Source organism: Acidobacteriota bacterium, assembly GCA_039028635.1.
Lineage (GTDB): Bacteria > Acidobacteriota > Thermoanaerobaculia > Multivoradales > JBCCEF01 > JBCCEF01.
Genome location: JBCCHV010000064.1, coordinates 1 through 23067, shown reverse-complemented (window position 1 = coordinate 23067; position 23067 = coordinate 1). Strand labels below are relative to the sequence as shown.

General features: G+C 68.2%; 20 protein-coding genes. 12 read left to right on the top strand and 8 right to left on the bottom strand.

Features of this window, described 5'->3' with window-relative positions; genetic code table 11:
• Positions 1–37: 37 nt before the first annotated feature.
• Positions 38–1903: an amidohydrolase family protein gene (locus tag AAF604_20920; GenBank protein ID MEM7052142.1), complete on the bottom strand. Its 1866-nt coding sequence runs from the start codon at positions 1901–1903 to the stop codon at positions 38–40.
• 251 nt (positions 1904–2154) lie between these two features.
• Between AAF604_20920 and AAF604_20915 the strand changes: the two genes are divergently transcribed.
• The 4 genes from AAF604_20915 to AAF604_20900 all read left to right on the top strand — a co-directional run bounded on the left by AAF604_20915 (position 2155) and on the right by AAF604_20900 (position 7671).
• Complete coding sequence (locus AAF604_20915; GenBank protein ID MEM7052141.1) at positions 2155–2919, top strand: hypothetical protein; 765 nt, start codon at positions 2155–2157, stop codon at positions 2917–2919.
• Between the two features lie 279 nt (positions 2920–3198).
• A complete protein-coding gene (uvrA, locus tag AAF604_20910; protein ID MEM7052140.1) occupies positions 3199–6066 on the top strand; it encodes an excinuclease ABC subunit UvrA in 2868 nt (955 codons plus the stop codon).
• A 193-nt stretch (positions 6067–6259) separates the two neighbouring features.
• On the top strand, positions 6260–7024 hold the full coding sequence (locus tag AAF604_20905) for a CHAP domain-containing protein (GenBank protein ID MEM7052139.1): 765 nt from the start codon (positions 6260–6262) through the stop codon (positions 7022–7024).
• A 68-nt stretch (positions 7025–7092) separates the two neighbouring features.
• Positions 7093–7671, top strand: coding sequence for a DinB family protein (locus tag AAF604_20900; protein MEM7052138.1), 579 nt, complete (start codon positions 7093–7095; stop codon positions 7669–7671).
• On the opposite strand, the gene AAF604_20895 is transcribed toward AAF604_20900, so the two are convergent.
• Both AAF604_20895 and AAF604_20890 read right to left on the bottom strand, forming a co-directional pair.
• Complete coding sequence (locus AAF604_20895; protein ID MEM7052137.1) at positions 7665–8378, bottom strand: deiodinase-like protein; 714 nt, start codon at positions 8376–8378, stop codon at positions 7665–7667. The genes AAF604_20900 and AAF604_20895 overlap by 7 nt on opposite strands.
• An 87-nt stretch (positions 8379–8465) precedes the next feature.
• Complete coding sequence (locus AAF604_20890) at positions 8466–8669, bottom strand: hypothetical protein (GenBank protein MEM7052136.1); 204 nt, start codon at positions 8667–8669, stop codon at positions 8466–8468.
• A gap of 241 nt (positions 8670–8910) precedes the next feature.
• Here AAF604_20890 and AAF604_20885 point away from each other — a divergent pair, with 241 nt between their 5' ends.
• Positions 8911–9972, top strand: coding sequence for a DoxX family protein (locus tag AAF604_20885; GenBank protein ID MEM7052135.1), 1062 nt, complete (start codon positions 8911–8913; stop codon positions 9970–9972).
• Positions 9959–10804, top strand: a complete 846-nt coding sequence (locus tag AAF604_20880) for a thioredoxin family protein (protein ID MEM7052134.1) — start codon at positions 9959–9961, stop codon at positions 10802–10804. The genes AAF604_20885 and AAF604_20880 overlap by 14 nt, the downstream gene beginning before the upstream one ends.
• Before the next feature lie 91 nt (positions 10805–10895).
• Here AAF604_20880 and AAF604_20875 read toward each other — a convergent pair whose 3' ends face one another.
• The 4 genes from AAF604_20875 to AAF604_20860 all read right to left on the bottom strand — a co-directional run bounded on the left by AAF604_20875 (position 10896) and on the right by AAF604_20860 (position 14802).
• Positions 10896–12035: a DUF11 domain-containing protein gene (locus AAF604_20875; GenBank protein ID MEM7052133.1), complete on the bottom strand. Its 1140-nt coding sequence runs from the start codon at positions 12033–12035 to the stop codon at positions 10896–10898.
• Between the two features lie 186 nt (positions 12036–12221).
• The gene (locus AAF604_20870) at positions 12222–13397 is read right to left on the bottom strand and encodes an acyl-CoA reductase (GenBank protein ID MEM7052132.1); all 1176 of its coding nucleotides are present in this window, start codon (positions 13395–13397) and stop codon (positions 12222–12224) included.
• On the bottom strand, positions 13394–13753 hold the full coding sequence (locus AAF604_20865) for a VOC family protein (GenBank protein MEM7052131.1): 360 nt from the start codon (positions 13751–13753) through the stop codon (positions 13394–13396). The genes AAF604_20870 and AAF604_20865 overlap by 4 nt, the downstream gene beginning before the upstream one ends.
• The gene (locus AAF604_20860) at positions 13750–14802 is read right to left on the bottom strand and encodes a hypothetical protein (protein MEM7052130.1); all 1053 of its coding nucleotides are present in this window, start codon (positions 14800–14802) and stop codon (positions 13750–13752) included. The genes AAF604_20865 and AAF604_20860 overlap by 4 nt, the downstream gene beginning before the upstream one ends.
• Positions 14803–14965: 163 nt before the next feature.
• Here AAF604_20860 and AAF604_20855 point away from each other — a divergent pair, with 163 nt between their 5' ends.
• The 4 genes from AAF604_20855 (at position 14966) to AAF604_20840 (ending at position 19064) form a co-directional block, all read left to right on the top strand.
• Entirely contained in the window at positions 14966–17413 is a 2448-nt protein-coding gene (locus AAF604_20855) for a cache domain-containing protein (GenBank protein MEM7052129.1), read from the top strand.
• A 66-nt stretch (positions 17414–17479) separates the two neighbouring features.
• Positions 17480–18106 carry a sigma-70 family RNA polymerase sigma factor gene (locus AAF604_20850; protein MEM7052128.1) on the top strand — a complete coding sequence of 209 codons (627 nt, stop codon included), beginning with the start codon at positions 17480–17482 and terminating at the stop codon, positions 18104–18106.
• On the top strand, positions 18103–18537 hold the full coding sequence (locus tag AAF604_20845; GenBank protein ID MEM7052127.1) for a hypothetical protein: 435 nt from the start codon (positions 18103–18105) through the stop codon (positions 18535–18537). The genes AAF604_20850 and AAF604_20845 overlap by 4 nt, the downstream gene beginning before the upstream one ends.
• Positions 18534–19064, top strand: a complete 531-nt coding sequence (locus AAF604_20840) for a hypothetical protein (protein ID MEM7052126.1) — start codon at positions 18534–18536, stop codon at positions 19062–19064. Before AAF604_20845 ends, AAF604_20840 begins: the two co-directional genes overlap by 4 nt.
• Positions 19065–19239: 175 nt before the next feature.
• On the opposite strand, the gene AAF604_20835 is transcribed toward AAF604_20840, so the two are convergent.
• A complete protein-coding gene (locus AAF604_20835; protein MEM7052125.1) occupies positions 19240–20076 on the bottom strand; it encodes a hypothetical protein in 837 nt (278 codons plus the stop codon).
• A gap of 166 nt (positions 20077–20242) precedes the next feature.
• Between AAF604_20835 and AAF604_20830 the strand changes: the two genes are divergently transcribed.
• Positions 20243–22228 carry an ATP-binding protein gene (locus AAF604_20830; GenBank protein ID MEM7052124.1) on the top strand — a complete coding sequence of 662 codons (1986 nt, stop codon included), beginning with the start codon at positions 20243–20245 and terminating at the stop codon, positions 22226–22228.
• Entirely contained in the window at positions 22225–22878 is a 654-nt protein-coding gene (locus AAF604_20825; protein ID MEM7052123.1) for a response regulator transcription factor, read from the top strand. Before AAF604_20830 ends, AAF604_20825 begins: the two co-directional genes overlap by 4 nt.
• Positions 22879–23067 lie beyond the last annotated feature (189 nt).

The following is a 23067-nucleotide window of genomic DNA, read 5'->3' as shown; positions in this document are numbered from 1 at the left end:
ACGATGGCCGCGATCCTACCGTGGGCCGCGACCTCTGCTATCCGTCGCCAGGGCCCGCGAGCTCGGCGAGGACCTGGCTCCCGTTGTCGTTGTCGGGATTGAGATCCAAGGACTTCCGATAGTTGGTTCGCGCTCCCTCGCGGTCGCCGGCCAGGAGCTGTGCTTCACCCAGGCTGTCGTAGACGTTCCAGGAGTCCGGGAAGAGGTCGCGGTTGATCTCGAAGACGCGAATTGCCGGGGCGGTCTCGCCGCCGCCGAGGAACCGGTAGCCGAGATTGTTGAGGCGGCTCTCGTGGGCTCGGTGGTGGATCTCATCGGATGCCGGGAAGCGCTGTTCCATGAGGCTCGCCAGCACTTCGGCGGTCGCGAACCGGCGGTCGGCAAGGGCCAGGTAGAGCTGATCCGTGAGCTCCTGCCGCTGCAGCGGTCCCCAACCCTCGCGACCCTCGTGGGCGGTCAACCAGGTCTCGGCGCCGCTCGCGCCCTCGCGCGCCGCCACCGTCGCCAGCTCGTTGGCCGTCGAGCGCTTGGCCTCGTAGATCCGACCGTCCTTGATGACGACCTTCTCGGAGAAGAAGTTCTGCGGCTCGTCGAAGGGACTCTGGGCGAACAGCACGAGGTCGGCGGCGCGCCCGGGAGCGATCACTCCGAGCCGTTGGTCGAGGCCGAGGGCGCGGGCGCCCTGGAGGGTCGCGATCTGCAGCACGTCGGCTACCGGAATGCCGGCTTTGGTCAACAGTACGAGCTCGGCGAGGAGGGCTTCGCCACCGTTGCGGCTGTCGCTGCCGATGCGCAGTGGAATGCCTTTCTCGTGGGCTCGGCGGACCCAGGCCATGGTGGCCTCGAAGGCCGCTGCCAGCCGCTGCCGCTGGTCGTCGTCGTAGGCGAGCTGGGCGCTCTGGACTCCCGGTTGGGGCTCGAAGGCGAAGTACGCGTCCGTCTGGCCGGCTGCCGCCGCCATGATCGCCAAGGTGGTGCTGATCGAGGCTCCCTGCTCCGCCATTCGGTCGAGCAAAGCGAGGAGCTTGGCGCGGTGCTCCGGAGACTGCTCGATGTACGCGAAATAGAAGGACAGCTGGGCGGTGTACTCGTCGAGGCTGCGAATCGGTTGCAGGTCGAACCGCTGCCGAAAATCCGCCGCCGTCGCTTCGAGATCGAGGGTGCTGGCGATCAGCGTGAAGAAGTGCTCGAAGTGACGCACGCCCAGATCCATCGCCTGCGCAATGGTGACGACGTTGTTGTCGACGTGGGCGTAGAGCTCCATCCCGAGAGCGCGACTCTCGTCGATCACCGCTGTCAGCTCCGGTTCCTCGAGCATGCGGTAGAGCTTGAGCCGCTCGACGCCGAGGCGGTGATATTCGCGCACTTTGTCGCGCGCCGCCTGCGGGCTTGCGAGGTACTTGTGATGCATCGGCCCTTGGCGCTCACCGGAGTTGATCGAGCCGCCGACGACCACCAGGTTCGGGGCGTCGGGGCCGGCATCGGCGGCCCACCGGACCATCTCCGGGAGCCAGCCCTCGGGCTGCCCCATGTCGGCGACGGTGGTGGTGCCGAAGGGGAGGAACTGGCGCGCGATGTACTCGCGCACCGCCGGCGCGAGCTGCGGCGGCCCGAAGCCGCCATCGCCCTCGATCAGCAGCAGGTGGGCGTGGGTGTCGACGAAGCCCGGCACCACGAGCCGTCCGCGGCCATCGATGACCTCGTCGGCGACCGGAGGATCACCGCCCTCGACGATCTCCAGGATCACGCCGTCGTCGATCAACAGGGTGCGATCACGCAGAACTTGTTTCGAAACCGAGTCGAAGACGTCGACGTCGGTCACGGCGAGGTCGATGGCGGGCTGCGTCGGGGCGCAGGCGCCGAGCAGAAGAAGGATGCTCAGGAAGAGGCTGATTTTCGGCATGCTTGGTTTCCGCTGGTGGTTGCAAGGCCCGAAGGCAAGGAAATCGCTCACAGGCGACAAAGATCAAGGGGCCAGCCGAAGCTCGCCACGGCTTAATGCGTCAGTTCCGACGTTTGGTTGCCTCGGACCGGCCCGGGGGCGAGGCGATCGGCGTCGGGCCGATGAGGGAGCCGGGGTCCAATCTACGCCATCCCAGGTAGTGGAATACCCCACCCAGCTTTCGCGGCCTCTTGGTCGCCATGGAGGATGCCATGTCTTCTGCCAGGAAAAGTGCATTGATCTTCGGACTCTCCACCCTGATGTGGTTGTTGCCGGTCGCCGACCTCTTCGCCCACTCGTGGTGCCAGACGCGCAATCGCTGTCGCTGGTGGCGCAAGGAGTATGTCGCCGGCGCCACCGTCGGCTGCATCGGCTTCTCGCTGCCGCTCTGCTACAAGCGCAGCGCGAGCTGCGGCACCGCCTACGCCAGCTGTGGCCCGAAGCATTGCCTGTGGGGACAGGCCCGGGCCTGGGCCCAGAACAGCTCTTCCGGCTGCAGCAAGGGTGGCTGGCGCACCGGCCAGGGCATCTATGGTGATCCGGTGGAGCACTTCGACGTCACGGAAGCGCCGCTCGACGCCGCCGGCGATCACCAGATGTCGAGCCGGGTGGAGTTCGATCCCGATCGCCGCCAGGTGGCGATTCACTTCGACGAGGTGATGATGAAGTCGACGGTCGACTCGTCCTACAGCCGGATCGATGTCTACCTCTTCCTCGACGACGACAAGCTGCCGGAGGAGGAAGTCCAGCCGACGCCGGACAACACGCTGTGGTCCGGCTACCTGGAGAGTCGTGACGGCCGGCTGGTTTCGGAGGGTCTCGACAGCCTGGCCAAGGCCTTTCGCTCGGCCGGCGCGGAGGCCACCCTCGAAGCCCGTGGGGTGGTGGAGTCGATTCCCTTCTTCGGCAGCGACGACGAATGGGAACGGCTGACGGTGCAGGTGGTGATCGACGGCGGCCACACCGCCGACCGCTAGCCGATTTTCAGGGGGGTTCAAGGCGCCCCCCTCGGGCCTGCGCGGCCCGCCAGCACGCACAGGTCGTGCGGTGCGGCCGGCCAGGCCTCACCCTCGTCCAGGGCGGCCCCGTCCAGGGCGGCCCCGTCCTCGGCGCCTCGCCTTTTGGCGTCGGGTTCCGTGCGGGTCGCTGCGGAGGTTGCAGTGACGTTTTAGCGGCGTTTTGAATTGGTGAGCCTCTGCTCGTCGATCGGCGGGTGGGTCCGCGATAGACTCCGCTTCTTCCGCGGACCCGCCGCCTTGCCCAAAGCCTCCCCCAAGAAAGCGCGACCCAAGCCGCCGTCGACGGAGCCGGTGGTCGCCATCGAAGTTCGCGGCGCCCGCACCCACAACCTGCGCGGGGTCGACTGCTCGATTCCCCATGGCCGAGTGACGGTGGTCACCGGCCCCTCCGGAGCGGGCAAGTCGTCCCTCGCCTTCGACACCGTCTATGCGGAGGGCCAGCGGCGCTTCGTCGAGTCGATGTCGACCTACGCCCGGCAGTTCCTCGACCGCATGGAGCGGCCCCCCGTCGAGGTCGTCGACAACATCCTGCCGGCGGTCGCCCTGGAGGCCAAGAACTCGGTGCGCAACGCGCGCTCGACGGTGGGCACCATCACCGAGACCCACGACGTCCTGCGCCTGCTCTTCACCCACCTCGGGGAGGTGCAGTGTCCGCAGGGCCACGGCGCGGCGCGCGCCTACACCGTCGACGAGATCGCCGACGAGCTGATCGCCGGCGTCGTCGGGCAGCGTTTCGTGGTCCTGGCGACCGTCGCGCGTCCCAAGAAGCAGGCCACCGAAGCGCTGCGGGAGCTGATTCGGCAGGGCTTCGCCCGCCGCTACGACGACCACCAAGGGGCCGTCGAGCGGATGACGCCGACGGCGCGCTGGCTGCGCGCCTGGCAGCCGCTGGCCTTGGCTCTGGGGCGCTACCGTGCCGAGGCGCGCTCGCGCGCGCGCCTGACGGAGAGCCTCGAGGAGGCCTTGCGACTCGGCGGCGGTCGCCTGCAGGTGGTCGGTGAGGACGGTCAGCGGCGCCACTATGGCCGCGGCCTGCTGTGCACCACCTGCGGCGAGTCTTTCCGTCGCCCGACGCCGCCGCTGTTCTCCTTCAACTCGCCCCTCGGCGCCTGCCCGGGCTGCCAGGGCTTCGGTCGGGTGATCGGCATCGACCCCGAGCGGGTGATTCCCAATCCCCGCCTGTCGTTGCGCCAGCGGCCGATTGCGCCGTGGAACTCACCGGCCTACGAAGACCTCTATGACGAGCTCTTGGCCGCGGCCCGTCAGCGCCGAATCCCGCTGACCAAGGCCTGGCAGGATCTCAGCGACGAGCAGCGCCAGTGGGTGTGGAGCGGGCGCGGTCCGTTCACCAACCTCGACGCCTTCTTTCGCTGGCTCGAGCGTCGCACCTACCGGGTTCACGTACGGGTGCTTCTGGCGCGCTACCGCGCCTACGACCTGTGCCCCGACTGCGCCGGCACGCGGCTCAAGCCGGAGGCTCTGGTGGTGCGCCTCGCCGGCTCTCGGCTGCCGGATCTCACTGCCTTGAGCATCGAAAACCTGCGCCGCTGGTTGGACGAGCGTGGCTGGAGCGCGGCCGAGCGAGCCCGCGGCGGCCATCTCCTCGCCGAGCTCAGCGAACGGGTCGAGGTGCTCTCGCGGGTGGGGCTCGAGTACCTCACCCTCGATCGCCAGGCCCGCACCCTCTCCGGTGGCGAGACGCAGCGCATTCACCTGGCGGCGGCCCTCGGCTCGGGCTTGACCAGCACCCTCTACGCCCTCGACGAGCCGACCATCGGTCTCCATCCGCGCGACAGTGAGCGCCTCCTCGGTCTGCTGCGCGATCTCGCCGGCCGCGGCAATACGGTCCTGGTGGTGGAGCACGATCGCACCCTGATCGAGGGCGCCGATCACCTGATCGATCTCGGCCCGGAGGCCGGAGAAGGTGGCGGAGAGCTGCTTTTCCAAGGCCCGCCGGCGGCCATCCTTGGCTGTGCCGATTCGCTCACCGGGCGCTACCTGGCGCGGCGGCCGGCCAACGAGGCGCGTCGCCACCGTGAGCGCTTTCGCCGCGAGAGCCAGGATTACAAGGGCGTTCGCCGGCTGCGCATTCGCGGCGCCCGCGAAAACAACCTGCGCGGTTTCGACGTCGATTTGCCCCTCGGTGCCCTGGTGGCGGTGACCGGGGTCTCCGGCTCGGGCAAATCGACCCTGGTCGAGAACGTTCTCTACGGCACGTATCAGCGCTCCCGAGGCGTCGTCGACGTCGAGCCCGGGGAGTGCGACGGCCTCGAGGGCTTGCAGGTGCTGAGCGACATCGTGCTGGTCGATCAGCGTCCCCTCGGCCGCTCTTCCCGTTCCAATCCGGTGACCTACACCAAGGCCTACGACGAGATCCGCAAGGTGATGGCGAGCGAAGCGCCGGCCGGGATCACCGCCGGTCACTTCTCCTTCAACACCGACAAGGGGCGCTGCGCCGAATGTCTCGGCACCGGCATGACCGAGATCGACATGCAGTTCATGGCGCCGGTGGCGATGGCCTGTGAGAGCTGCGAGGGTCGACGCTTCCAGCCGCGCATCCTCGAAGTGCGCTTCCGCGGCCTCGACATCGCGCAGATCCTCGAGCTGACCGTCACCGAGGCGCTGGCCCTGTTCGACGACCGCAAGGCGTTGGTGAGGCGGCTGTCGTCGCTGGTCGCCGTCGGTTTGGGCTACCTGCGTCTTGGCCAGTCGACGGCGACCCTCTCCGGCGGCGAAGCTCAGCGCCTCAAGCTGGCCAGCTTCCTGGAGGCACCGCGGGCCCGCGCCGGCCGCGGTGCCAAGGGGCGCAGCCCACGGCGGTTGTTTCTCTTCGACGAGCCCACCACCGGCCTCCACATGGCCGACATCGATCTCCTCTACCAGACCCTGCGGCGGCTGGTGAAGCAAGGCGACGGCGTGCTGGTGGTCGAGCACAGCCCGGACCTGATCGCGCGCGCCGACTGGCTCATCGAGCTCGGTCCGGGAGGCGGCGTCCACGGCGGCGAGCTGCTCTACTCGGGGCCTCCGGAGTCCTTCCTCGATCGTGTCGACAGCCCGACCGCCGACGAGCTGCGGCGATTCCTGCGCTGGCGCCGGCGTCGGTGAGGGCCGGTGGCGAGTCGACAGCTGCCGTAACGACCGGTCCCGGTCCGTCCCCTAAAGATTGAGAGCAACCTCCACCTGAGGAGGTCACGAAGCTCGGCGTCGGGTCGACCCCTGGTGGTTCGCTCCGGCGCCGACCTGGACCGCAGGCCCGAAGTGACGTTTTATCGGGTTTGCGAGGCGCAAGGAAGAGACGATGAATCCTGTACTCAAGATGGGCAGCTCCGGGGCCGCCGTACGGCGCTTGACCTCGCTGCTGGTGGCGCGCGGCTTTCTGGATGTCGCCACCGACCTCTTCGACCGCCTGGTGCGCATGGCGGTCAAGGACTTCCAGTCCCGCCACGTCGACGAGCGCGGCCGCCCGCTGGTGGTCGACGGCATCGTCGGTCCGCTCACCTGGTGGGCCCTCGAGCACGAAGACAACGAACACCTGCTGCAGCCGCCGTCGGTGGGCGACCTCGCCGAGCTGCCGGTGGCCGGCGGCAGCACGCGGGGACGCGCCGCCCTGGCGGCGGCCCTCGGCGAGATGCGCGCCGGAGCGCGTGAGGAGGGTGGCAACAACTCCGGCCCCTGGGTCGAGAAATACCTCCGCGACATCGTGCCGACACCGGCCAACTGGTGCGCCGGCTTCGTCAGCTGGTGCTTCGATCAGCACCCCGCCGGGGTGCCCTTCCGCTACAGCCTGGGGGCGCGCAACATCCGGTCGCAGTTCCGTGACAAGGGCTGGCTCTACGATGTCGAAGAGCAGCTTCCGGAGCCCGGTGACATCATCGTCTGGTGGCGCGATCAGCCGACCAGCTGGAAGGGGCATATCGGCCTGGTTCACCATGTTTCGAACGGCATTCTGTACACCGTCGAGGGCAATCGAGGGGGCCTTCCGGCGCCGGTCAACGTCTTCGACTACGTTCTCGGCCGGATCGACAAACTGCTCGGTTTCGGACGCGTGCCGGAGATCGACTGACGAGCGATTGACGGCCATCGGGGAGAGCTGTTAGAGAGGGGGTTCACTCACCTCGGGAGCTCTCGTCGATGGCCGATTCCAATCTCCGGCAACCTCACCTCCGGCGCCTCGTCAAGGAAGCGAACGCCGTTCGCTCGGACTTCGAAAAGCTGTTCGAGAAATGGCCCGAGGAGGCCTTGCGCTGGAAGCCGGCACCGAAGGTTTGGTCCGCCGCCGAGTGCGTCGATCACCTGGCGGTGACCGCCGACCTCTACCTGCCGCGGCTCGAGAGGGTGGTCGACCGGCAGCGGCCGGCGTCGGCTTCCTTCCAGCCTTCGTGGATCGGCAACCGCTTCGTCCGCGCCCTCGAGTTCGGCAGTCGGCCGATCAAGACCTTCAAGGTCTTCCAGCCGGAAGTCTCGGATCAATCTGCCGACGCCGTGCTCGAACGCTACCTCGATCGGCAGCGGCGCGTCGTCGAGCTGATGCAGACGGCGGACGAGCTCGATCCCAACCGTCCCAAGCTGCCGTCTCCCCTGACCCGGCTGCTGCGGTTCTCCCTCGGCGAAGCCTTCACCATTCTGGTGACGCACGATCGCCGGCACTACCGTCAGGCGATGCGGCTGTCGGAGCAGCCCGGCTTTCCGCTGCCGCGAACCGCTTACTGAGGGGCTCTTTCGTCGGACTGGGCCGCGGCCCTTTCGCGAGCTGCCGCCGGCTCGGGGTCTGCGGCGAGAAGGCGATCGAGGACCCGGCGGATTTCCTTCGGATCGACCCACACCTGGCGGGAAACCACCGTGCCGTCACGATCGAGAACGAAGGCTGGTGCCGAGGCGGCACCGTAGGTCTGCCAGATCGCGTCATCCAGGCGGTCGACGACGAAGGACAGAGAGCTTTCGAAGTCCGTGAGGCCGAGGTCGATGCGCGACTGCCGGGCGCGCTCGAAGCGCTCCTCGAAGGTCTCCGGCTGGGCGATGCGAATGCCGGCGATCTTGTTGATCCAGGGGTTCCATTCACCCTCCGCATGGGGGCTCTTGGAACCTTCCGGATGGGCCTCGATGGAATAGATCACGAGAAAGCGGACTCGCTCGCCGTAGTCTTCGAGAAGGCCGCGGAGCCAATGGCGCCGGAAGCGGTAAACGGGGCACGAGTGGCTGCCGAGCTGGATCACGACGGGCCGATCGTCGAGCAACTCTTCGAGGGCGAGCTCGCCGCCGTCGAGGGACGGCAGGGAGAACGCCGGCGCCGGCTCTCCGACGGCTGGTGCGGTGGTGGCGAAGTGGGCGAGGCGCGGTCCGGCCTGGCGAGGAAAGCATCCCAGAATCAGGCAGGCGCAGGCGAGGAGGGCGAAGAGGTAGATTCGCACGCCTTCCATACTCGCTCGCACGCCACGGTGGATTGGCGAGTCCTCGGCACGCGGCTTGCTAGAAAAGGTCGCCGAAGCGTCCGGGCGGCGGCGAGGCTAGGCTCGCGCCGGCTTCATGCCGAGGAGGCGAGAGGGCAGGAACAGAATCGCCTTGAGCAGATCGAACACTCCGCCGACGGCGATGCCCACGAGCCGGAAGGGCAGCAGGATCAGCCAGACGAAGGGATAGGCGACGAGCGCCAACAGAGCCAGCGGCCAGCACACGACAAACAGAATGAGCCAGAGCAGGAAGCCTTTCATGATCTATCTTTTCTCCGCAGTCGTTCCATCTTCAGCAACCCTACGAGGGACGCCCGTCGAATGTTCCAAGGCCGGCGCCGAGGGGCGCGACGACCTGCTAGGATTTCGCCTTCCATGGCCCGCTTGATTCTCTCCTCAGCCGGCGGTGACGCCGCTCTTTCGGCCGCTGGGCTCTGCGGCTTCACGCTTCCCGTGGCCCGGCAGGCGCTTCCCGTCCTGCTCGGGAGCCAGGCGGTGAGCCATGCCGGCTAGTCACCAGCCGACGTCTCGCTGGCGCTCCGTCGTCGGCACCCTGGCGGGTGCTGTTCTCGGAGTGGTCTTCCTGGTGGCGGTTTGGGGCAAGGGGCTCGACCCCAGCGCCTTCGCCGACCAGATTCGTCTCGAGGGGCTCGATTTCCTCTTCCCGGCGCTGACCGTGGCGCTCATCGCTCTGGCCCTCGAAGCCGGCCTCGGCACCGCCCTGGTGCTCGGTGTGCGCCGCCTCTGGGTCCTGTTGCCGACGGTGGCCCTGGTGTTGTTCTTCATCTTCTTGACCGGCCGCAACTACTGGTTGACGGCGCGCGGCTTGCGCGATCCGAGCGAAGCCTGCGGCTGCTTCGGCAACCTGGTCGAGCGCACCCCCGGGGAAGCCTTTTGGCAAGATCTCCTGCTGCTCGGGATTCCAGCCCTGCTGATGTTTCTCGGCCGCGGTCGGGGCGGCGGTATCGCTCCGCTGCGCGCCGTGGTGGCGGGCTTGGTGGCGGTGGCTTCCATCCTGTTCGCCTGGAAGGCGCCGGAGCTGCCCCTCGACAACCTGGCGACGCGCTTGAAGCCCGGCGTCGAAGTGGCCGATCTCTGCGCCGGTCGCGGCGCCGAAACGGTCTGTCTCCAGGACGTCGTGCCGGAGCTCCTCGAAGGCCATCACTGGGTGATGCTGGCGAATCCCGACACGACGGCCGTCGCCGACTCCATCGAGAGCCTCAACGAGCACGCCCTGGCGGCCCTCGACGGCGCCGCACCACCGCTCTGGATGGTGAGTGGGGCGCTGGCCGAAGAGCTGCAGCAGTTCTACTGGCAGCTCGGGCCGGTGTTCGAGGTGCGGGAGGCGCCGGAGGCCCTCCTCAAGCCCCTCTTCCGAACCCTGCCGCGCTCCTTCGAGGTCGTCGATGGTCGGGTCGAGAGCACCGTCAGCGGGCTGCCCCCGGCCGTCGTGATGACGGCGGCGACGGCTGGCAACGGTCTTGCTGTAGCTTCTCTAGGAGACCCGTCCGCTGATTCGGATGAAACCACCAATGACGAGGTTCAAGGACATGATGCACCGTAATCCCGATGTTTTTGCGCGCCGCCTATTAGTTTCCGGAGCGGCCATTCTGGCGCTTTGCCTCTGCCTCTCCGCCGGGGCTCAGCAGCTTCCGGCCGATTCCGTGTTTCGGGATTTCGTTCCCACCAGCGACTTCGTGATCGAGATCGGTGGCAAGGTCGACGACAAGGCGGAGGTCTTCCAGTCGCGGCGCGCCGCCGCCTTCCTGATCATGTCGTCCGCTCTTCCGGAGCCCACCTTGCTGGTGCCGCGCTCGGGCATGGTGCAGTCGGTGAGCGTGATGAAGCTGGCGCGGCGGCCGGGCGGCAACGTCGACATTCTCGCCGACGCCCAGTTCAAGCCCGAAGGGCGCTTCTCGCCGTCCGGCCAGGAGATCAAGTTCAGCGTCGGCGGCAAGGACGCGGTCTTCAAGCCCAAGCCCTACCTGCTCGGCTTGCAGGGCGCTTCGGCATTGCTCGATTACAGCGTCCAGTATCAGCGCACCGCGGAAAGCTATGTCCCCAACGCCGAGTCCCTCGCGGCTCTCAAGGCTCAAGGCAAGGATGTGCGGGTGCGGGTCTACTTCGGATCCTGGTGCCCGGCCTGCTCGCGCTCGGTGCCCCCCCTGCTCAAGGTGGTCGAGGCCCTCGAGGGGTCGAAGGTCGAGTTCGAGTTCTACGGCCTGCCCAGCCCCTTCGGTGACGAGCCCGAGGCCAAGAAGGACGACGTCAGCAGCGTGCCCACGGGCATTGTCTATGTCGATGGCAAAGAGGTCGGCCGGCTGCGCGGCGGCCCCGCCTGGCGGGTTCCGGAGCTCACCATCGACGACATCGTGAGCGGTCGTTACAAGGGCTGATCACACGCAGGTCTCTCGCGGCGTCTTCCACGCCACGAAAAAGCGCCCGGCCTTGGCCGGGCGCTTTTTGTATCTGGCCGCGAGGGGCCGACTAGGTCCGGCGGCGCATCAGCAGCGTGGCGGACCCCAGCAGGAGCAGGATCAAGGCCACCAGCCCGAGGGTGCCGAGGGTCGGAATCTCGAGGACGCTGGCCTGGGCCACGGTGGTGATGGTCGAGGCGTTGTTGCCGGTCATGTCGTCCGAGTTGGCGCCGGTCACCGTCGCCGTGTTGACGATCGGTCCCTCGCCGTCAACGGTCACCGTGATGTTGCAGATCGCGTTGCCACCGGCCATGACGGTACCGACATTCCAGGTCCAGGGCGGTACGTTGAGGGCGCCGCAGTCGTCGGAGACGTAGGTCACCTCCGCCGGCAGCATGTCCGTGACCACCACGTCGGAATCGTCGTCCGGGCCGTTGTTGGTGACCTCGAGGGTGTAGACCAGGGTGCCGCCCGGCATCACCGTGCCGCCGGAGTCGTCGCTCTTGGTGATCTCGAGCTCCGATTCGCCGCCGCAGGTGGCGATGCGGACGTCGTCGATGTACATGCCCATGCGGTTGACCACGCTGGTGGCGAAGAGGCGGAACTCGATGGTGACGCTCGCCAGTCCGGCATAGGCCGACAGGTCGGCGCTTTCGGTGACGAAGCCGGTGGCGGCGGTGGTGCCGATGCTGAAGACGGTGTCGCCGTTGACCAGTACCTCGCCCATGTCGAAGCTCACGAAGACCTCGTACCAGTTCTCCCAGGTGAGCTCGATCGGCGCGCTCAAGGAGCTGAAGTCGAAGGTCTGGCTGAGGATGCTCTCGGCGTTGGCATTGTCATAGCAGCCATCGAGATTGTTGGCCCAGACGTTGGAGCCAGAAGGTGCTGCCGCCGGTTCCGGTCGCGGCGGCATGTCGCAGTTCTCGAACACCCCGGTGACGATGGCGCCGCGCTCCCAATCGGCGCCGGCCGAGAGGGCGAAGCCACCGCCGTCGGCCTCGAAGTCGCTGAAGTAGAAGTCGGTCGGCGAACCGGTGGTGCAGACGATGCCGCCGTCGTCCGACCCGCTACCGGGCTGATCGCTGTTGCCGGCCGCATCGGCGGCCAGCTCGGCGCGCTCGGCAGCCGTCTGGGCGGTCGCTGGCAGGGTGAGGAGACAGGCGATGGCGAGGACGATGGCTACCGTCCGCAGTACTTTCCAATGATTCATGGAATGGCCCCTTCGTGGTTCCGTTTCGCTCGAAGGTCCGGTGCGGCGCAGCGCCGACCGTCAAACCCGCGAAGATCTCTCTTAGTTTGAGTGCGATGCTCTCAAACCGATCGAAGGCTGTCAATCGGCGTAAGTCTTTGACAACGAAGGGATACTTCCCGAATCAGATATGTTTTAGACCTGTAGTCATTCTGAAATTATGGCGAGCGGATCGCGGCCGCCATTGTGCCAGCTCGCCGTCGGCGATTGCAGCTCGCCGACGGCCGCGAAGCGGCTGAGTCCGAGCTCCGTGAGCCGGTGGCGCAGGGCCCAGGCCTGCGGCCCCGCGAGGGCTGCACCCTGCAGCTTGCCGCGCCAGGGCCGGAGGCTCTCGAGGCCGTCGGCGAGCTCCTGCAGCGGATGAACTCGCACCGCCCGCTGGCCGGGACTGGGAAGAAAGGTCGCCTCCGGCGCGACGATCACGGTGCCGGCGGCGGGATCGAGGTCGGCCTGGAAGAGACCTCGCAGGGTCGCCGTTTCACGCCACTGGCGGACCGTGGCGGCGGCTTCCAGGGCAGGTCTGCCGGGCGGCCATTGGCGAGCTCGGCGAGCCAGCTCGCGGCCCAGCCGTTGCGCCAGATCGCGGCCGTCACCGGTGCAGAAGACGGCCGAAATCGACAGGCATCCACGCTGGTCGAAGAGGGCGATGTCGCGGCCGCGGCCGCGAATGGTCGCTTCCTTGGGCGAAGCTTCGTCGATGATCGCCAGACTGGTCTTGGGGCCGTAGACGTGGGTTTTGCCGGGTGCCCGCCGCGCGACGTCGGCGGTCGCTGCCTCGTCGCCATAGATCAGGATTCGACCGACGCGCTCGAACAGCGGTGCTTCGATCTCTGGATCGCCGCCTTGCCAAACAGCGCTGGCCGTGGCCTGGCCCAAGACCGGCAATCGACGAATCAGGCTCGCCAAGAATGCGGCGGTGAAGTGCGGCTCCTGACGCGGCGCCTTGAACAGCGCCGGCCGGCCGAGGGCGAGGGCCGGCAGCAGGGTCTGCACGACCAGGGCCGGTAAGTTTCCGGAGAGGATGACCAGCGCCGGATCGAGCGGTGCGGAAAAGTCTTGGGCGGCGGCGAAGGTGGTGGCGGCGACTTCTCTCCGGGCGCCGCCAAGAACCGCCTCGAGGGCGGCGTCGAGGCCTGGCGGAGAAAGACCGGTCGCCCTGGCGAGGGGGTCGGCGAGTCGGCGTCGCTCGGCGGAGCCGGGATCGCGAAAGCTCTCGACGGTCTGATCCCACGCCGTCAGCAGGCGGTCGCGGTCGAGGCCGCGCAGGGCTGAGCCGTGGCGGGCCAGTTCGCTGGCGAGGTCGGCCGGGGAGGGCGCCGTCACCGCCCCTGCCAGAGGCCGTAGAGGTGGCCGGCGGGATCGCGGAAGCGCGCGAAGCGCCCCTGATCCGCGATCTCTTGGGGAGCCAGCTCGGTTCGTCCGCCCGCCTCTTCGATGGCGGCCAGCGCTTCCTCGAGGCTGCCGCGGTGGAGATGGATCACCACCAGCGGTTGCGGCACGGCTTGGTGGTCGGCGGTGATGCCGCCGCCGGGCCCGTGGGGAGGACGTAACTTTCGATACTCACCACCCTGGTGTTCGACGGCGGCGCTGGACCAGCCGAAGGCGGCGCGAAAGAAGCGTGCCGTGGCGGCCGGGTCGGGCGATGGAATCTCGAAGTGGCCGAAGCTGGCTTCGATCATCCGAGAAGCTCCTCGACGGTCAGGGAACAGCCGCGCAGCTCGGCGCCCTGGGCGCGGCCGACGAGGCGCAGGCCGTCGCCGTCGTCGGTGCCGAGGTCTTCGGTCATCAGGTGCACCGCCGAGCCCAGGTTGGCGAGGTCGAACAGGGTGATCAGTCCGGTTTCGCCGGCGGGGACTTCCTCGAGGCTGATCGGATCGAGGAGCCGCCAGCGCACCCAATGGGGGGCGCCGAAGGCGTCCGGGTCGCCACCCTGAAGGGTGCCGGTGTAGAGCTGGCTGGTGAGCTCGGTCATGCCGTATTCACCGACGATGCGGCCCCTTGGAATGCCGAGGAAGGCTTCCAGCTGCTGGTGGAGCTCCTGACGCGAGACCTCCCGCGCTCGCCCCTTGAAACCGCCGGTCTCGAGGACAGTGCTGCCGACCGGCAGGCGGAAGCGGAGGTTCTGCTTTTCGAGCGCCTCGGTGAGGTGGGCGAGGGCGAAGGTGGTGGCGAAGAGGAAGGCCGGCCGGCGGTCGCGCTGGCGGGCGCCGAGCCAGGAGCGGGCGACCTTGAGATTGAGGCGTTTCGGCCCGAAGGCGGAGACACTGCCCTCGGTGCCGTGGTGCTCGAGCACGTGGCGGGCCATGAAGGCCAGGCTCGAGTCCTCGAGATCGGGGACCAAGGACAGCATCACCGGCCGCTCCCGGGTGGGCAGACAGAAGGCCGGGAAGGCGGCGTCGATGGCGCGCCGGTAGAGGTCCGGGTAGGGGTGGTGGTGGACGCTGCGCTCCTCGCCCTCCGAACCGCCGGTCGTACCGCTGCTACGGAAGACCGCCTGGGGCTCGGCGGTGGCGAGCTCGAGGCTGCGAAATGCGCTCGCCGGAATCGCCGGCACCTGGCGCCAGGACGGCAGCTCTCCGGGCCGCGCGCCCCGTTCGTCGCAGAGGCGGCGATAGGGCGCCAGGCGTTCGTATTGGAAGGCGAAGGCAGCCTGCGCCAGGATGTCGAAATCGCCCTTGGCGGGATTTGCGATGAAGGCCTCGATGGCGGCCTTGGGGGAGTCGGTCATGGAGGTGTTTCTCCGCGTCGTGTCGAGGGCTCGGAGGGCACTTGCGACGAGCCGGCAGGATCGTAACAGGGGATGAGGAGAGAGCTGCGCCGATTCTCGCCGCCCTGCTACGATCGGGCGCGCAAGGTTCAATTTTCGATGGATTTGGCTGGGAGGCTCACCCGTGGCGGATTCCGGTAGCTCGATGGCAAGGCGGCTGTTCTCGATCTGCGTGCTGATCATTGCGGTGACGGTGCTGATCGGGGCTCTGGCGCTGTGGTTCCTCAACCGCCCCCAACCGACCGGTGACGTCGTCGGCGAGAGCCTGCAGCGCAGCGCCAGCGCCCACAACCGACTGCAGCGGGAACGCCTCGATCGCTTGTCTCTGATCGCCCGTTTGCTGGCCGAGGACCAGCCCTTGCAGCAGGCCTTGGAGGTCGACGACGGGGACGCCATGACCGGTGGTCTCGAGACCCTGCGGGCGCGCCTGGGATTCGATCTCGCCCTGATCACCGACCCCCAGGGGCAGGTCCTGGCGCGCAGCGACGGCTCGAGCACGGCCCTCGGGGCGGCGGCTCGCTCGCTGCTCGAGGCGCCGGCGGTGGAGGACGGCGTCACCGGCTACTGGGAGCAGGGTGGATTGCTCTACTACGCCGCCCGCCAGCCGGTGGTGGCGGACTTCGACCTCGTCGGCTTCGCCGTCGCCGCCTTCGCCGTCGACGACCTCCTCGCCCTCGAGATCCAGCGCATCGGTGGCTCCCATGCCGCCTACTACAGCCGCTCCGCCGTCGGCCCCGAGCTGGTGGGGGCGAGCAGCCAGCGCTTTGCCCTCGGACTGCAGGGACAGGTCGGCGGTCTGGGCGGCCCGGGCGGTGAGCTGGGGCGCGTCCTGAGCGACGGAGAGGCCTATCCCAGGGCTTCCTGGAGCCTCGACGGAGCCCCCTGGGAGGCCACCTTGACGCCCCTTCTCGACGCCGCCGGCGAGCCCGCTGGCGCTCTGGCCGTGCTCTCTCCGGTGGCGCCTCCGCCGGGCGGCCGCTGGTGGCTGCCGGTAGCCGCCATGGGCGCCGCCGGGCTCCTCGCCCTGCTGCTCGCGGCGCCGGCCGTGATGGCCCTGGCTCGCAGTGGCGCGACCCCCGCCAAGCGCCTGGCGGAATCGCTCGAGATCGCGGCCCGGGGAGACTATGAGCAGCGCATCGACAGCCGCAAGGCGGGCGCCCTGGCGCCCCTGTCCGTTGCCCTCAACGGTCTGCTCGGCGATCTCCGGGAGCGGCGCTCCCTGGAGGCCGTCGGCGCCACCCTCAGCCGCCCGGCCGGGTCCGGTGAGGCGGTGGCGGCGGCGCGGGCGGAGAAGGTCGTCTTGCTGGGGGTGGATTTGCGCGGCAGTGCCCCGGGGCTCGACGCCCAGGAGGTGCTCGACGGTTTGAATCAAGACCTGCGGCGAGTTGCCGGCGCGGTGCGCGGCAGTGGTGGCGTCTTCATCGGCAACCTCGGGGCGCGAGCCCTGGGTGCGTTTCGCGGCGATGATGCGGCCAAGGCGGCCTTCGCCGCCGCCACCGAAGTCCTCACCGCCTTGACGGCGAAGAGCAACGCCTTCGATGAACGGGAGCCACCGGCCGTCGCCCTGGCGGCGGGCAAGGTGACCTCCGGCCCCGGGGCGCTGGCCGGCTGTGAAGGTCAAGCCCTGGCCGGCGTGCCCTTGCGGCTTCTCGACAGTCTGCTGCGCGAAGCCGATGGGGGCGAGGTGCTTCTCGACCGTCAGGTCAAGGGGCGCCTCGAGGAGCACCTCTCAGCCCTCGGGATCCAGCCCGCCGAGCGCCGCGGCGTGCTCTCGCCGCAGCCGTTGGCCGCCCTTTCCCTCGCCGCGGTCTCGCCGCTGGCCGGTGAGGGCGAGCGGCCGGCCGCCGATCTCGGCCCCGGCGACATCTTCGGCCAACGCTTCGAGATCTTGCAGGCCGTCGGCTCGGGACCGGCGAGCGCGGTCTACCGGGCGCGCGACCGCGAGCTCGGTGAGCTGGTCGCCCTCAAGCTCTACCGGCCGGCGGGATTGACCGACGTCGCCCAGTTCGAGCGCCTCGACAGCGGCCTGCAGTCGGCCCGCAAGCTCACCGGCGAAGCGGTGGCGCGAACCTACGACTTCGGGGTTGCCGACGGCCTCGCCTACCTCGCCCGGGAGTGGATCTATGGCGTGCCGATGGCGGATGTTCTGGGTCGCATCGAGGCCTTGCCGCCGGCGGCGGCGCTGCGCGCCGCACGGCTGCTCGCGGCGGCCCTCGAAGAGGCCCATGGGGAGGCCTTGGTCCATGGCCGACTGACTCCGAGCAATGTCTTCTTCGAGCCCAATGGCAGGGTGCGAGTGACCGATTTCGGAGTTTCCCTGGTGGCGGGATCGACGGTCGAGGTGCCGGAAGGGCAAGCCATCGACGCCCGCAGCGACGTCTACTCGGCGGCCGCCATCGTCTACCGGCTGGCGGCCGGTGACTGGCCGCCGAAGGAGGCGCCGCCGGAGCCCGACGGCCAGCTCCCGGGAACCTTCGCGGAGGTTCTGGTGGCGGCCCTGCGCCCGGAGCCCGGCGGTCGTCCCGCCTCCGGTCGCGAGCTGCGGAGCGAGCTCGCCGCGATTCGTCTGTGAGCGCGATCCAATCTCGGCCCCGGCCGAGCGCAAGCTTTCGCCCGCTGACGGGTTGCATAGGGCGTGGTGGTCGCTGAGTCCTTACCCGCCGAGCTCTCGGATCCCGATCGCGAGATTCTGTCGCGCGTTGCCGCCGGCGACGCGGAGGCCTTCGGGAGCCTTGTCGAGCGCCATCAAGAGCGCCTGTTGCGGCTCTGTGAGCGCATGCTCGGCGATGTCGAGGAAGCCCGCGACGTCACCCAAGAGGTCTTTCTCAAGGCTTACGGCAAGGCCGGTCGGTTCCAGCCCCGCGGACAGGTCTTCACCTGGCTCTACCGCATCGCCGTCAACCACTGCTTGAATCGGTTGCGGCGCAAGAAGGTGGTGCAGTTCCTGCGCCTGGCACCGGCGGCGGACGAAGCCGCCGGCCGTGGTGAGACGGCCCTCGATCCGGCCTCGCCGCTGGCCGATGCCGGTGAGCAGCTCGAGACCCGCGAGCGCTGGCGGCAGGTGCGCCGGGCGATCGACGCCCTGCCCTCGGGACAGCGGTCAGTGGTCATCCTGGCGCGCTTCGAAGGGCTCGCCTACCGCGACATCGCCGAGGTTTTGGGGATCACCCGCGGGGCGGTTGAGAGCCGACTCTTCCGCGCCATGCGAACATTGGAAAAGGTGCTCGACGGTGAGAGCCTCGAGCCGGAAGGAACGCGATCATGAAAGAGCACAAACCCACCGAGCCCTGGCGGCGAGAAGAGCTGTGGCGCTGGATTCACGGCGAGCTGTCGCCGCAGCGGGAGCGCGAGCTGCGCCGGTTGGCGGAAGACGACCCCGCCCTGGAGGCCGAGCGGCAGCGCTTGGAGAGGTTGTGGAGCGGCCTCGAGCTGCCGCCCCCGGCGGCCGTGCCGGTGGGCTTCAAGGGGCGAGTCCTGGCCCACTGGGAGAGCCGCCATCGGCCTCAGCCGTTGCCGCGCTGGGTGCGGGCCGCCGGAGCCGCGGCGCTCGCCGGCGGCATCTTTCTCGGCGTCGGCGTCGGCGCGCTGCCGGAGGAGGTTGCCGAGGACTCGGCCTATGTTCTCGAAGCCGATGGCGGACTGGCCGAAGACTACTGGCAGCTCCTGGCCGAGCTCGGCGAGGGCGACCGCGGGTGAAGCGATCCTGGCTGGTGCTCGTGCTGTGCCTTTCGCTGGGCGTCAACCTGGGGATTCTCGGAACCCTGGCGGCGGGTCGCTGGAATCGCGACAAGCCGCCGCGGGAACGCGCCGTTCCGCAGTTCGAAGACGCCGCCCGCCAGGCCCACCGGCGTCTCGATCGGTTGGCCGAGGCCCTCGATCTCGTTGGGGAGGATCGCGAGCGCTTCATCGCTCTGCAGCGTCGGCTTTTCGAGGAGTCCTTCGAACGCCGGCTGCGGCGGCGCGAGCTCGACCGCGAGCTGCGCCGTGAGCTGACCGCGGCGCAGCCCGACCGGGCTCGCGTCGAGGGTTTGATTCGGGAGCTGGCCGAAGGCTTCGTCGCATCCGAGACGGTGACCGCCGAAATCATCCTCGAAAGCCGCCTCCTCCTCGGTCCCGAGAAAGAACGCGCCTACCTCAAGCTGCTCGGCCGGATCCGCTCCCAGGGGCAGCGCCCGTGGCAGCGCCGCGGCGCTGTCCGAGAGCAAAAAATGACCCCACCGTAAGGGTGGGGCTTGAAGGAGGGATGAGGGAGAAGGAGACTGTTTGTGTCACGTCCTGTCCCTACCAATTCCTACGGAGCCGGTTGCGAAAGAGTTTGTGAAGAAAACGGCGAAGGGCTCGATTTCTGCCTTCGTCGGTCTCGCCGTGGCAGGACCCCGACGGGCTGGGGACCACGGATCACGGCACACTCGACGTCCAAGACGTGGCGTCGCCGCTTTCGAAGCCGTCGGCGAAGATGTCGCCGGTCGATGGCGCGGTGGTCAACTTCAGCTCCACGGTGTCGATATCCCGCCCGGCGAAGGTCGAAATCCCCAGGCTGAGGCGGCCATCCCAGGGGTCGCCGAAGAAGTCGGTGATATCCAGCGGGCCGAGGACCGACGTGTCCGAGTCCAAGAACTCGAGGGTGGCTTGGGTGACGGTGACTGGGAACTGGGAGTCCAAGGTGTCGCTGATGCCGATCTCGACGCAGGCGGCATCGAGCGGGGTGCCGGTGTCGGGATCGGTGAATCCCTCGGGGAAGAGATCGTCGTCCCCGGCGGAGGTGATCGTGGTGACGGTGCTGCCGTCTGGGCCGGGACCGGTTTCCGACTCGAAGACGAAGGGGGCGGTGCCGTTGACATAAGGATCGAGAAACTCACTGAGGCCGTCGAAGAGGACTTGGTTGTCGTCGGTGCCGCTGGTGTGCGGAGACAAGCAACGAAAGACCTCGTCGATCAAGGCGCCGAGCTGATGCTCGAAGCTGTAGATGTCGCCATCGAAAGTGGTGCTGCCGAGCGCTGCGGTGGGTTGAAGGCGGTGAATCGTTGGCTCGGCCGCCGCGGCCCCGCGAGGTGCTCCGAGAACGAGGACAGCAGCGATGGCGAGGAGCAGCGGAGCGCCGGCGAGATAGCGACCGGGGGCCGGCCTACCGGGGGCCGGCCGACCGGGGGCCGGCCGATCGGGGTCTGGCCTTCTGTGGGCCGGCCGCTGGCACCGACCAAAGAGTGAAGAGAAACGGCTTCTCGGAATGGACATGGGCAGCCCTCCAGGGACGAAAATCAGAGATTCCCTTCGGTCGGTTGCCAGTCCGAAGGGTGAATTGATTAAGTCTGATGGAATGCTGACAGTCGGGCGAGAAAAATCCATCGGTGTTTACGCCCATCCCGCTTGGGCATTTACCCCTGTCCGATGGCTGGTTGGAGTGTCCCGTGGCGGCGCCGCGGGCTTCCGCCGAGGGGCGGCTCTGCGGTCGAAGGGTGCCCTGGATCTGCTCGCCCTGGTTGCGATCTCCGGCTCGCTCGCCGTCCCGACCTTTGGGGCGCCGTTGCAGGCCGAGGAGGAGCTCCGTCGGTGGCATCTGCGCTTTGGCGACGATCCGAGCTGGTCCCATCCCGATCTGGTCTTGGATCCAAGTTGGCACCAGGTCTCGGTTCCGGGGTCGGCCCTGCAGGTCTACCGTCAGTTGCGCGACCAGGGGGCCCCGGGGGTGCCGGACCGGACGCCCTTCTATGTTTGGTATCGCACCCGCTTCGTAACGCCTCCGGATGCCGGCGATGCGCCCCTCGGGCTCTTCTTGGGACGCCTCGAAGACGTCGATCAGACCTTTGTGAACGGCCTGCGGGTCGGTTGGGAAGGGCTCTTCGATCGCTGGCCGATTCCCGACAAGGCCCGCGGTTACCCGGTGCCGCCGGGAGCTCTCGCGCCGCCCGGTGAGAGCAACGTCCTGGCGGTGCGAGTCCAGCTTTGGTCGTCATCCGGCGGCATGGTTGCCGATGTTCCGTTCGTCGCTCCCCGATGGCGGGTCATCGAACGTCGAGAGCAGCTCGATCGGCAATCGGTCGTGATCGATGCCGGCCTGGTCGCCGCCAGTGCCTCGAACCTCGTGCTGTGGCTTGGCCTGTGGTTCTTTGGACAGCGCAATCGGGAGCATGTCCTGCTCGGTTGGGTGCTGGTCACCATGGTTGCCATGCAGGCCCTCGAAGGGTTGGGCTGCTACTTCGTCGCACGCTCTTTGGACCAGGCCTTCGGAGCCACAACGGGCCTTGCCGCGACTCCGGTGAGCGAGATCTATCCCTTTGTCGGCCTACCGATCTGGACCGCGGGCGTTATCTTTGTGCTCCACTATCTGTGGAGCTTGGTGGGCAAGGCGGCGGACCGCTGGCTGTGGGGGCTCGATGCTCTCCTGGTGGTCGGCTCTCTCGCCACCCTGGCGGCACCCGGTGAGAGGCTCGGGATCCAGATCTTCCTGGCATCCCAGGCGGTCGCCGTGGTCGGGGCGCTCTTGCTTTTTCTGCCGGCGGCACTGCGCTCACGGCGGGCCGGGACGCCCGGGATCACCGCCGTTGCGACAGGCTTCGCCATTCTGACCGTCGGTGGCCTCTTCTATGGCTACTCGTCCTACCAGCCGATTCTGAACCGCGCCGTGACGCGGGCGTCGATGGTGGTCTTCGCCATGACCCTCTTGATCGCCTTCGCCCAGCGACATCGCAGTCTCCGGTCACGGGCCGATCACCTCGGAATGCAGCTCGTCGACTCGGCCGATCAGGTGCAGTCGCGGGTCGCCCGTGACCTCCACGATGGGGTCGTCCAGCGCTTGGCGGCCCATGGTTTGTCCCTGCGCCATGCGGTCCGGCAGCAGAGCTGGTCGACGGTGAGCGGCGTGATCGACGAGCTCGGCGGCACCAGTGACGAGGTGCGGGCGGTGGTCCACGAGCTGCGGCCGGCGTTGCTGCAGCGATTTGGCCTGCGCGCGGCGATCGTCGCGCACTGCGAGGAGGTGGCACGAGCCGAGGCGGTGGAGATCGAGGTGGTGACGGGGCCGGCTGCGGACTTCGCGGCGGAATCGGCGGCGCCGAGGCACCAGGGCGAGGCGGCGGTCCGCGAGCTGCCCGCCCTCTCGGCGGCGGCCGAGGTTCATGTCTTTCGCATCGTCCAGGAGGCCTTGAACAACTCGATTCGCCATGCGGGGGCGGGTCGGATCCGGGTCGAGCTGCAGGTCGACCCGGCCGGAACCCTGGATCTCGCCATTGTCGACGACGGTCAGGGAATCACTCCCCATCAGCGGCAGACCGGCGGCCTGGGGCTGTCGATCATGAAAGAGCGGGCGATGTTGATTCGCGGTCGCTTCGAGCTCCTCTCGAGACCGGGGGGTGGCACGGCGATACGGGTTCGAGGAGTCCAGCCATGAAGCCCATTCGTTTGCTGCTGGCGGATGATCATGCCTTGTTCCGCCAGAGCTTGTGCACCGTGCTCGCGGCCGAGGCGGATCTCGAGGTGGTCGGTGAGGCCAGCGCCGAGCGGGAAGTGCTGGCGCAGGTGGCGGCGCTCGAGCCGGACGTCCTCCTGCTCGATGTGGCCTTGGGCCCGGGAGACGGCCTGAAGGTCGCCGCGGCGCTGCGCCAAGGGCGCTTCAGGCCGCGCGTTCTGATGGTCTCGATGCACGACCAGGAGCGCGTTGTCGAGCAAGCCTTGGCGGCGGGTGCCGATGGCTATGCCCTCAAAGAAGACAGCATCGAGGATCTCGTCTACGCGATTCGTAGCGTCCACCGCGGTGGGCGCTACGTCAGCCCGACTCTGCTACGGGCTTGGAAGTCCGATGCGGCGCGGGACCGACCCCGCCTGCGCGGTGAATCCCGTCGCCGGGAGCTCACCGAGCGCCAGCGCGAGATCTTGCTGCTGGCTGCCGAGGGCAAGACCAATCGTGAGATCGCCGGCGAGCTCGGCATTCGACAGAAGACGGTCGAGAACCACCGCGCCAACATCGCCCAGCAGTACGGTTTGACGCGCGCGGTCGACTACGTGCGCTACGCCATCCGCAAGGGCTGGATGGAAGCCTGAGGAGAGGCTCGCTAGCAGGCTGCTGAAAAAGTCGCATGGCGACTTATTCAGCGCCTGCTGTTTGTTTCAGGGGCGCTGAATAAGTCGCCATGCGACTTTTTCAGCAGCCTGCTAGCGAGCCTCTCCTCAGGCTTCCATCCAGCCCTTGCGGATGGCGTAGCGCACGTAGTCGACCGCGCGCGTCAAACC

Coding starts and splice junctions, on each gene's coding strand:
- AAF604_20825 (MEM7052123.1), top strand. CDS start 22,225: ATGAAGCCCATTCGTTTGCTGCTGGCGGATGATCATGCCTTGTTCCGC.
- AAF604_20875 (MEM7052133.1), bottom strand. CDS start 12,035: ATGAATCATTGGAAAGTACTGCGGACGGTAGCCATCGTCCTCGCCATC.
- AAF604_20880 (MEM7052134.1), top strand. CDS start 9,959: ATGATGCACCGTAATCCCGATGTTTTTGCGCGCCGCCTATTAGTTTCC.
- AAF604_20920 (MEM7052142.1), bottom strand. CDS start 1,903: ATGCCGAAAATCAGCCTCTTCCTGAGCATCCTTCTTCTGCTCGGCGCC.
- AAF604_20905 (MEM7052139.1), top strand. CDS start 6,260: ATGAATCCTGTACTCAAGATGGGCAGCTCCGGGGCCGCCGTACGGCGC.
- AAF604_20865 (MEM7052131.1), bottom strand. CDS start 13,753: ATGATCGAAGCCAGCTTCGGCCACTTCGAGATTCCATCGCCCGACCCG.
- AAF604_20860 (MEM7052130.1), bottom strand. CDS start 14,802: ATGACCGACTCCCCCAAGGCCGCCATCGAGGCCTTCATCGCAAATCCC.
- AAF604_20845 (MEM7052127.1), top strand. CDS start 18,103: ATGAAAGAGCACAAACCCACCGAGCCCTGGCGGCGAGAAGAGCTGTGG.
- AAF604_20915 (MEM7052141.1), top strand. CDS start 2,155: ATGTCTTCTGCCAGGAAAAGTGCATTGATCTTCGGACTCTCCACCCTG.
- AAF604_20885 (MEM7052135.1), top strand. CDS start 8,911: ATGCCGGCTAGTCACCAGCCGACGTCTCGCTGGCGCTCCGTCGTCGGC.
- AAF604_20835 (MEM7052125.1), bottom strand. CDS start 20,076: ATGTCCATTCCGAGAAGCCGTTTCTCTTCACTCTTTGGTCGGTGCCAG.
- AAF604_20895 (MEM7052137.1), bottom strand. CDS start 8,378: ATGGAAGGCGTGCGAATCTACCTCTTCGCCCTCCTCGCCTGCGCCTGC.
- AAF604_20900 (MEM7052138.1), top strand. CDS start 7,093: ATGGCCGATTCCAATCTCCGGCAACCTCACCTCCGGCGCCTCGTCAAG.
- AAF604_20890 (MEM7052136.1), bottom strand. CDS start 8,669: ATGAAAGGCTTCCTGCTCTGGCTCATTCTGTTTGTCGTGTGCTGGCCG.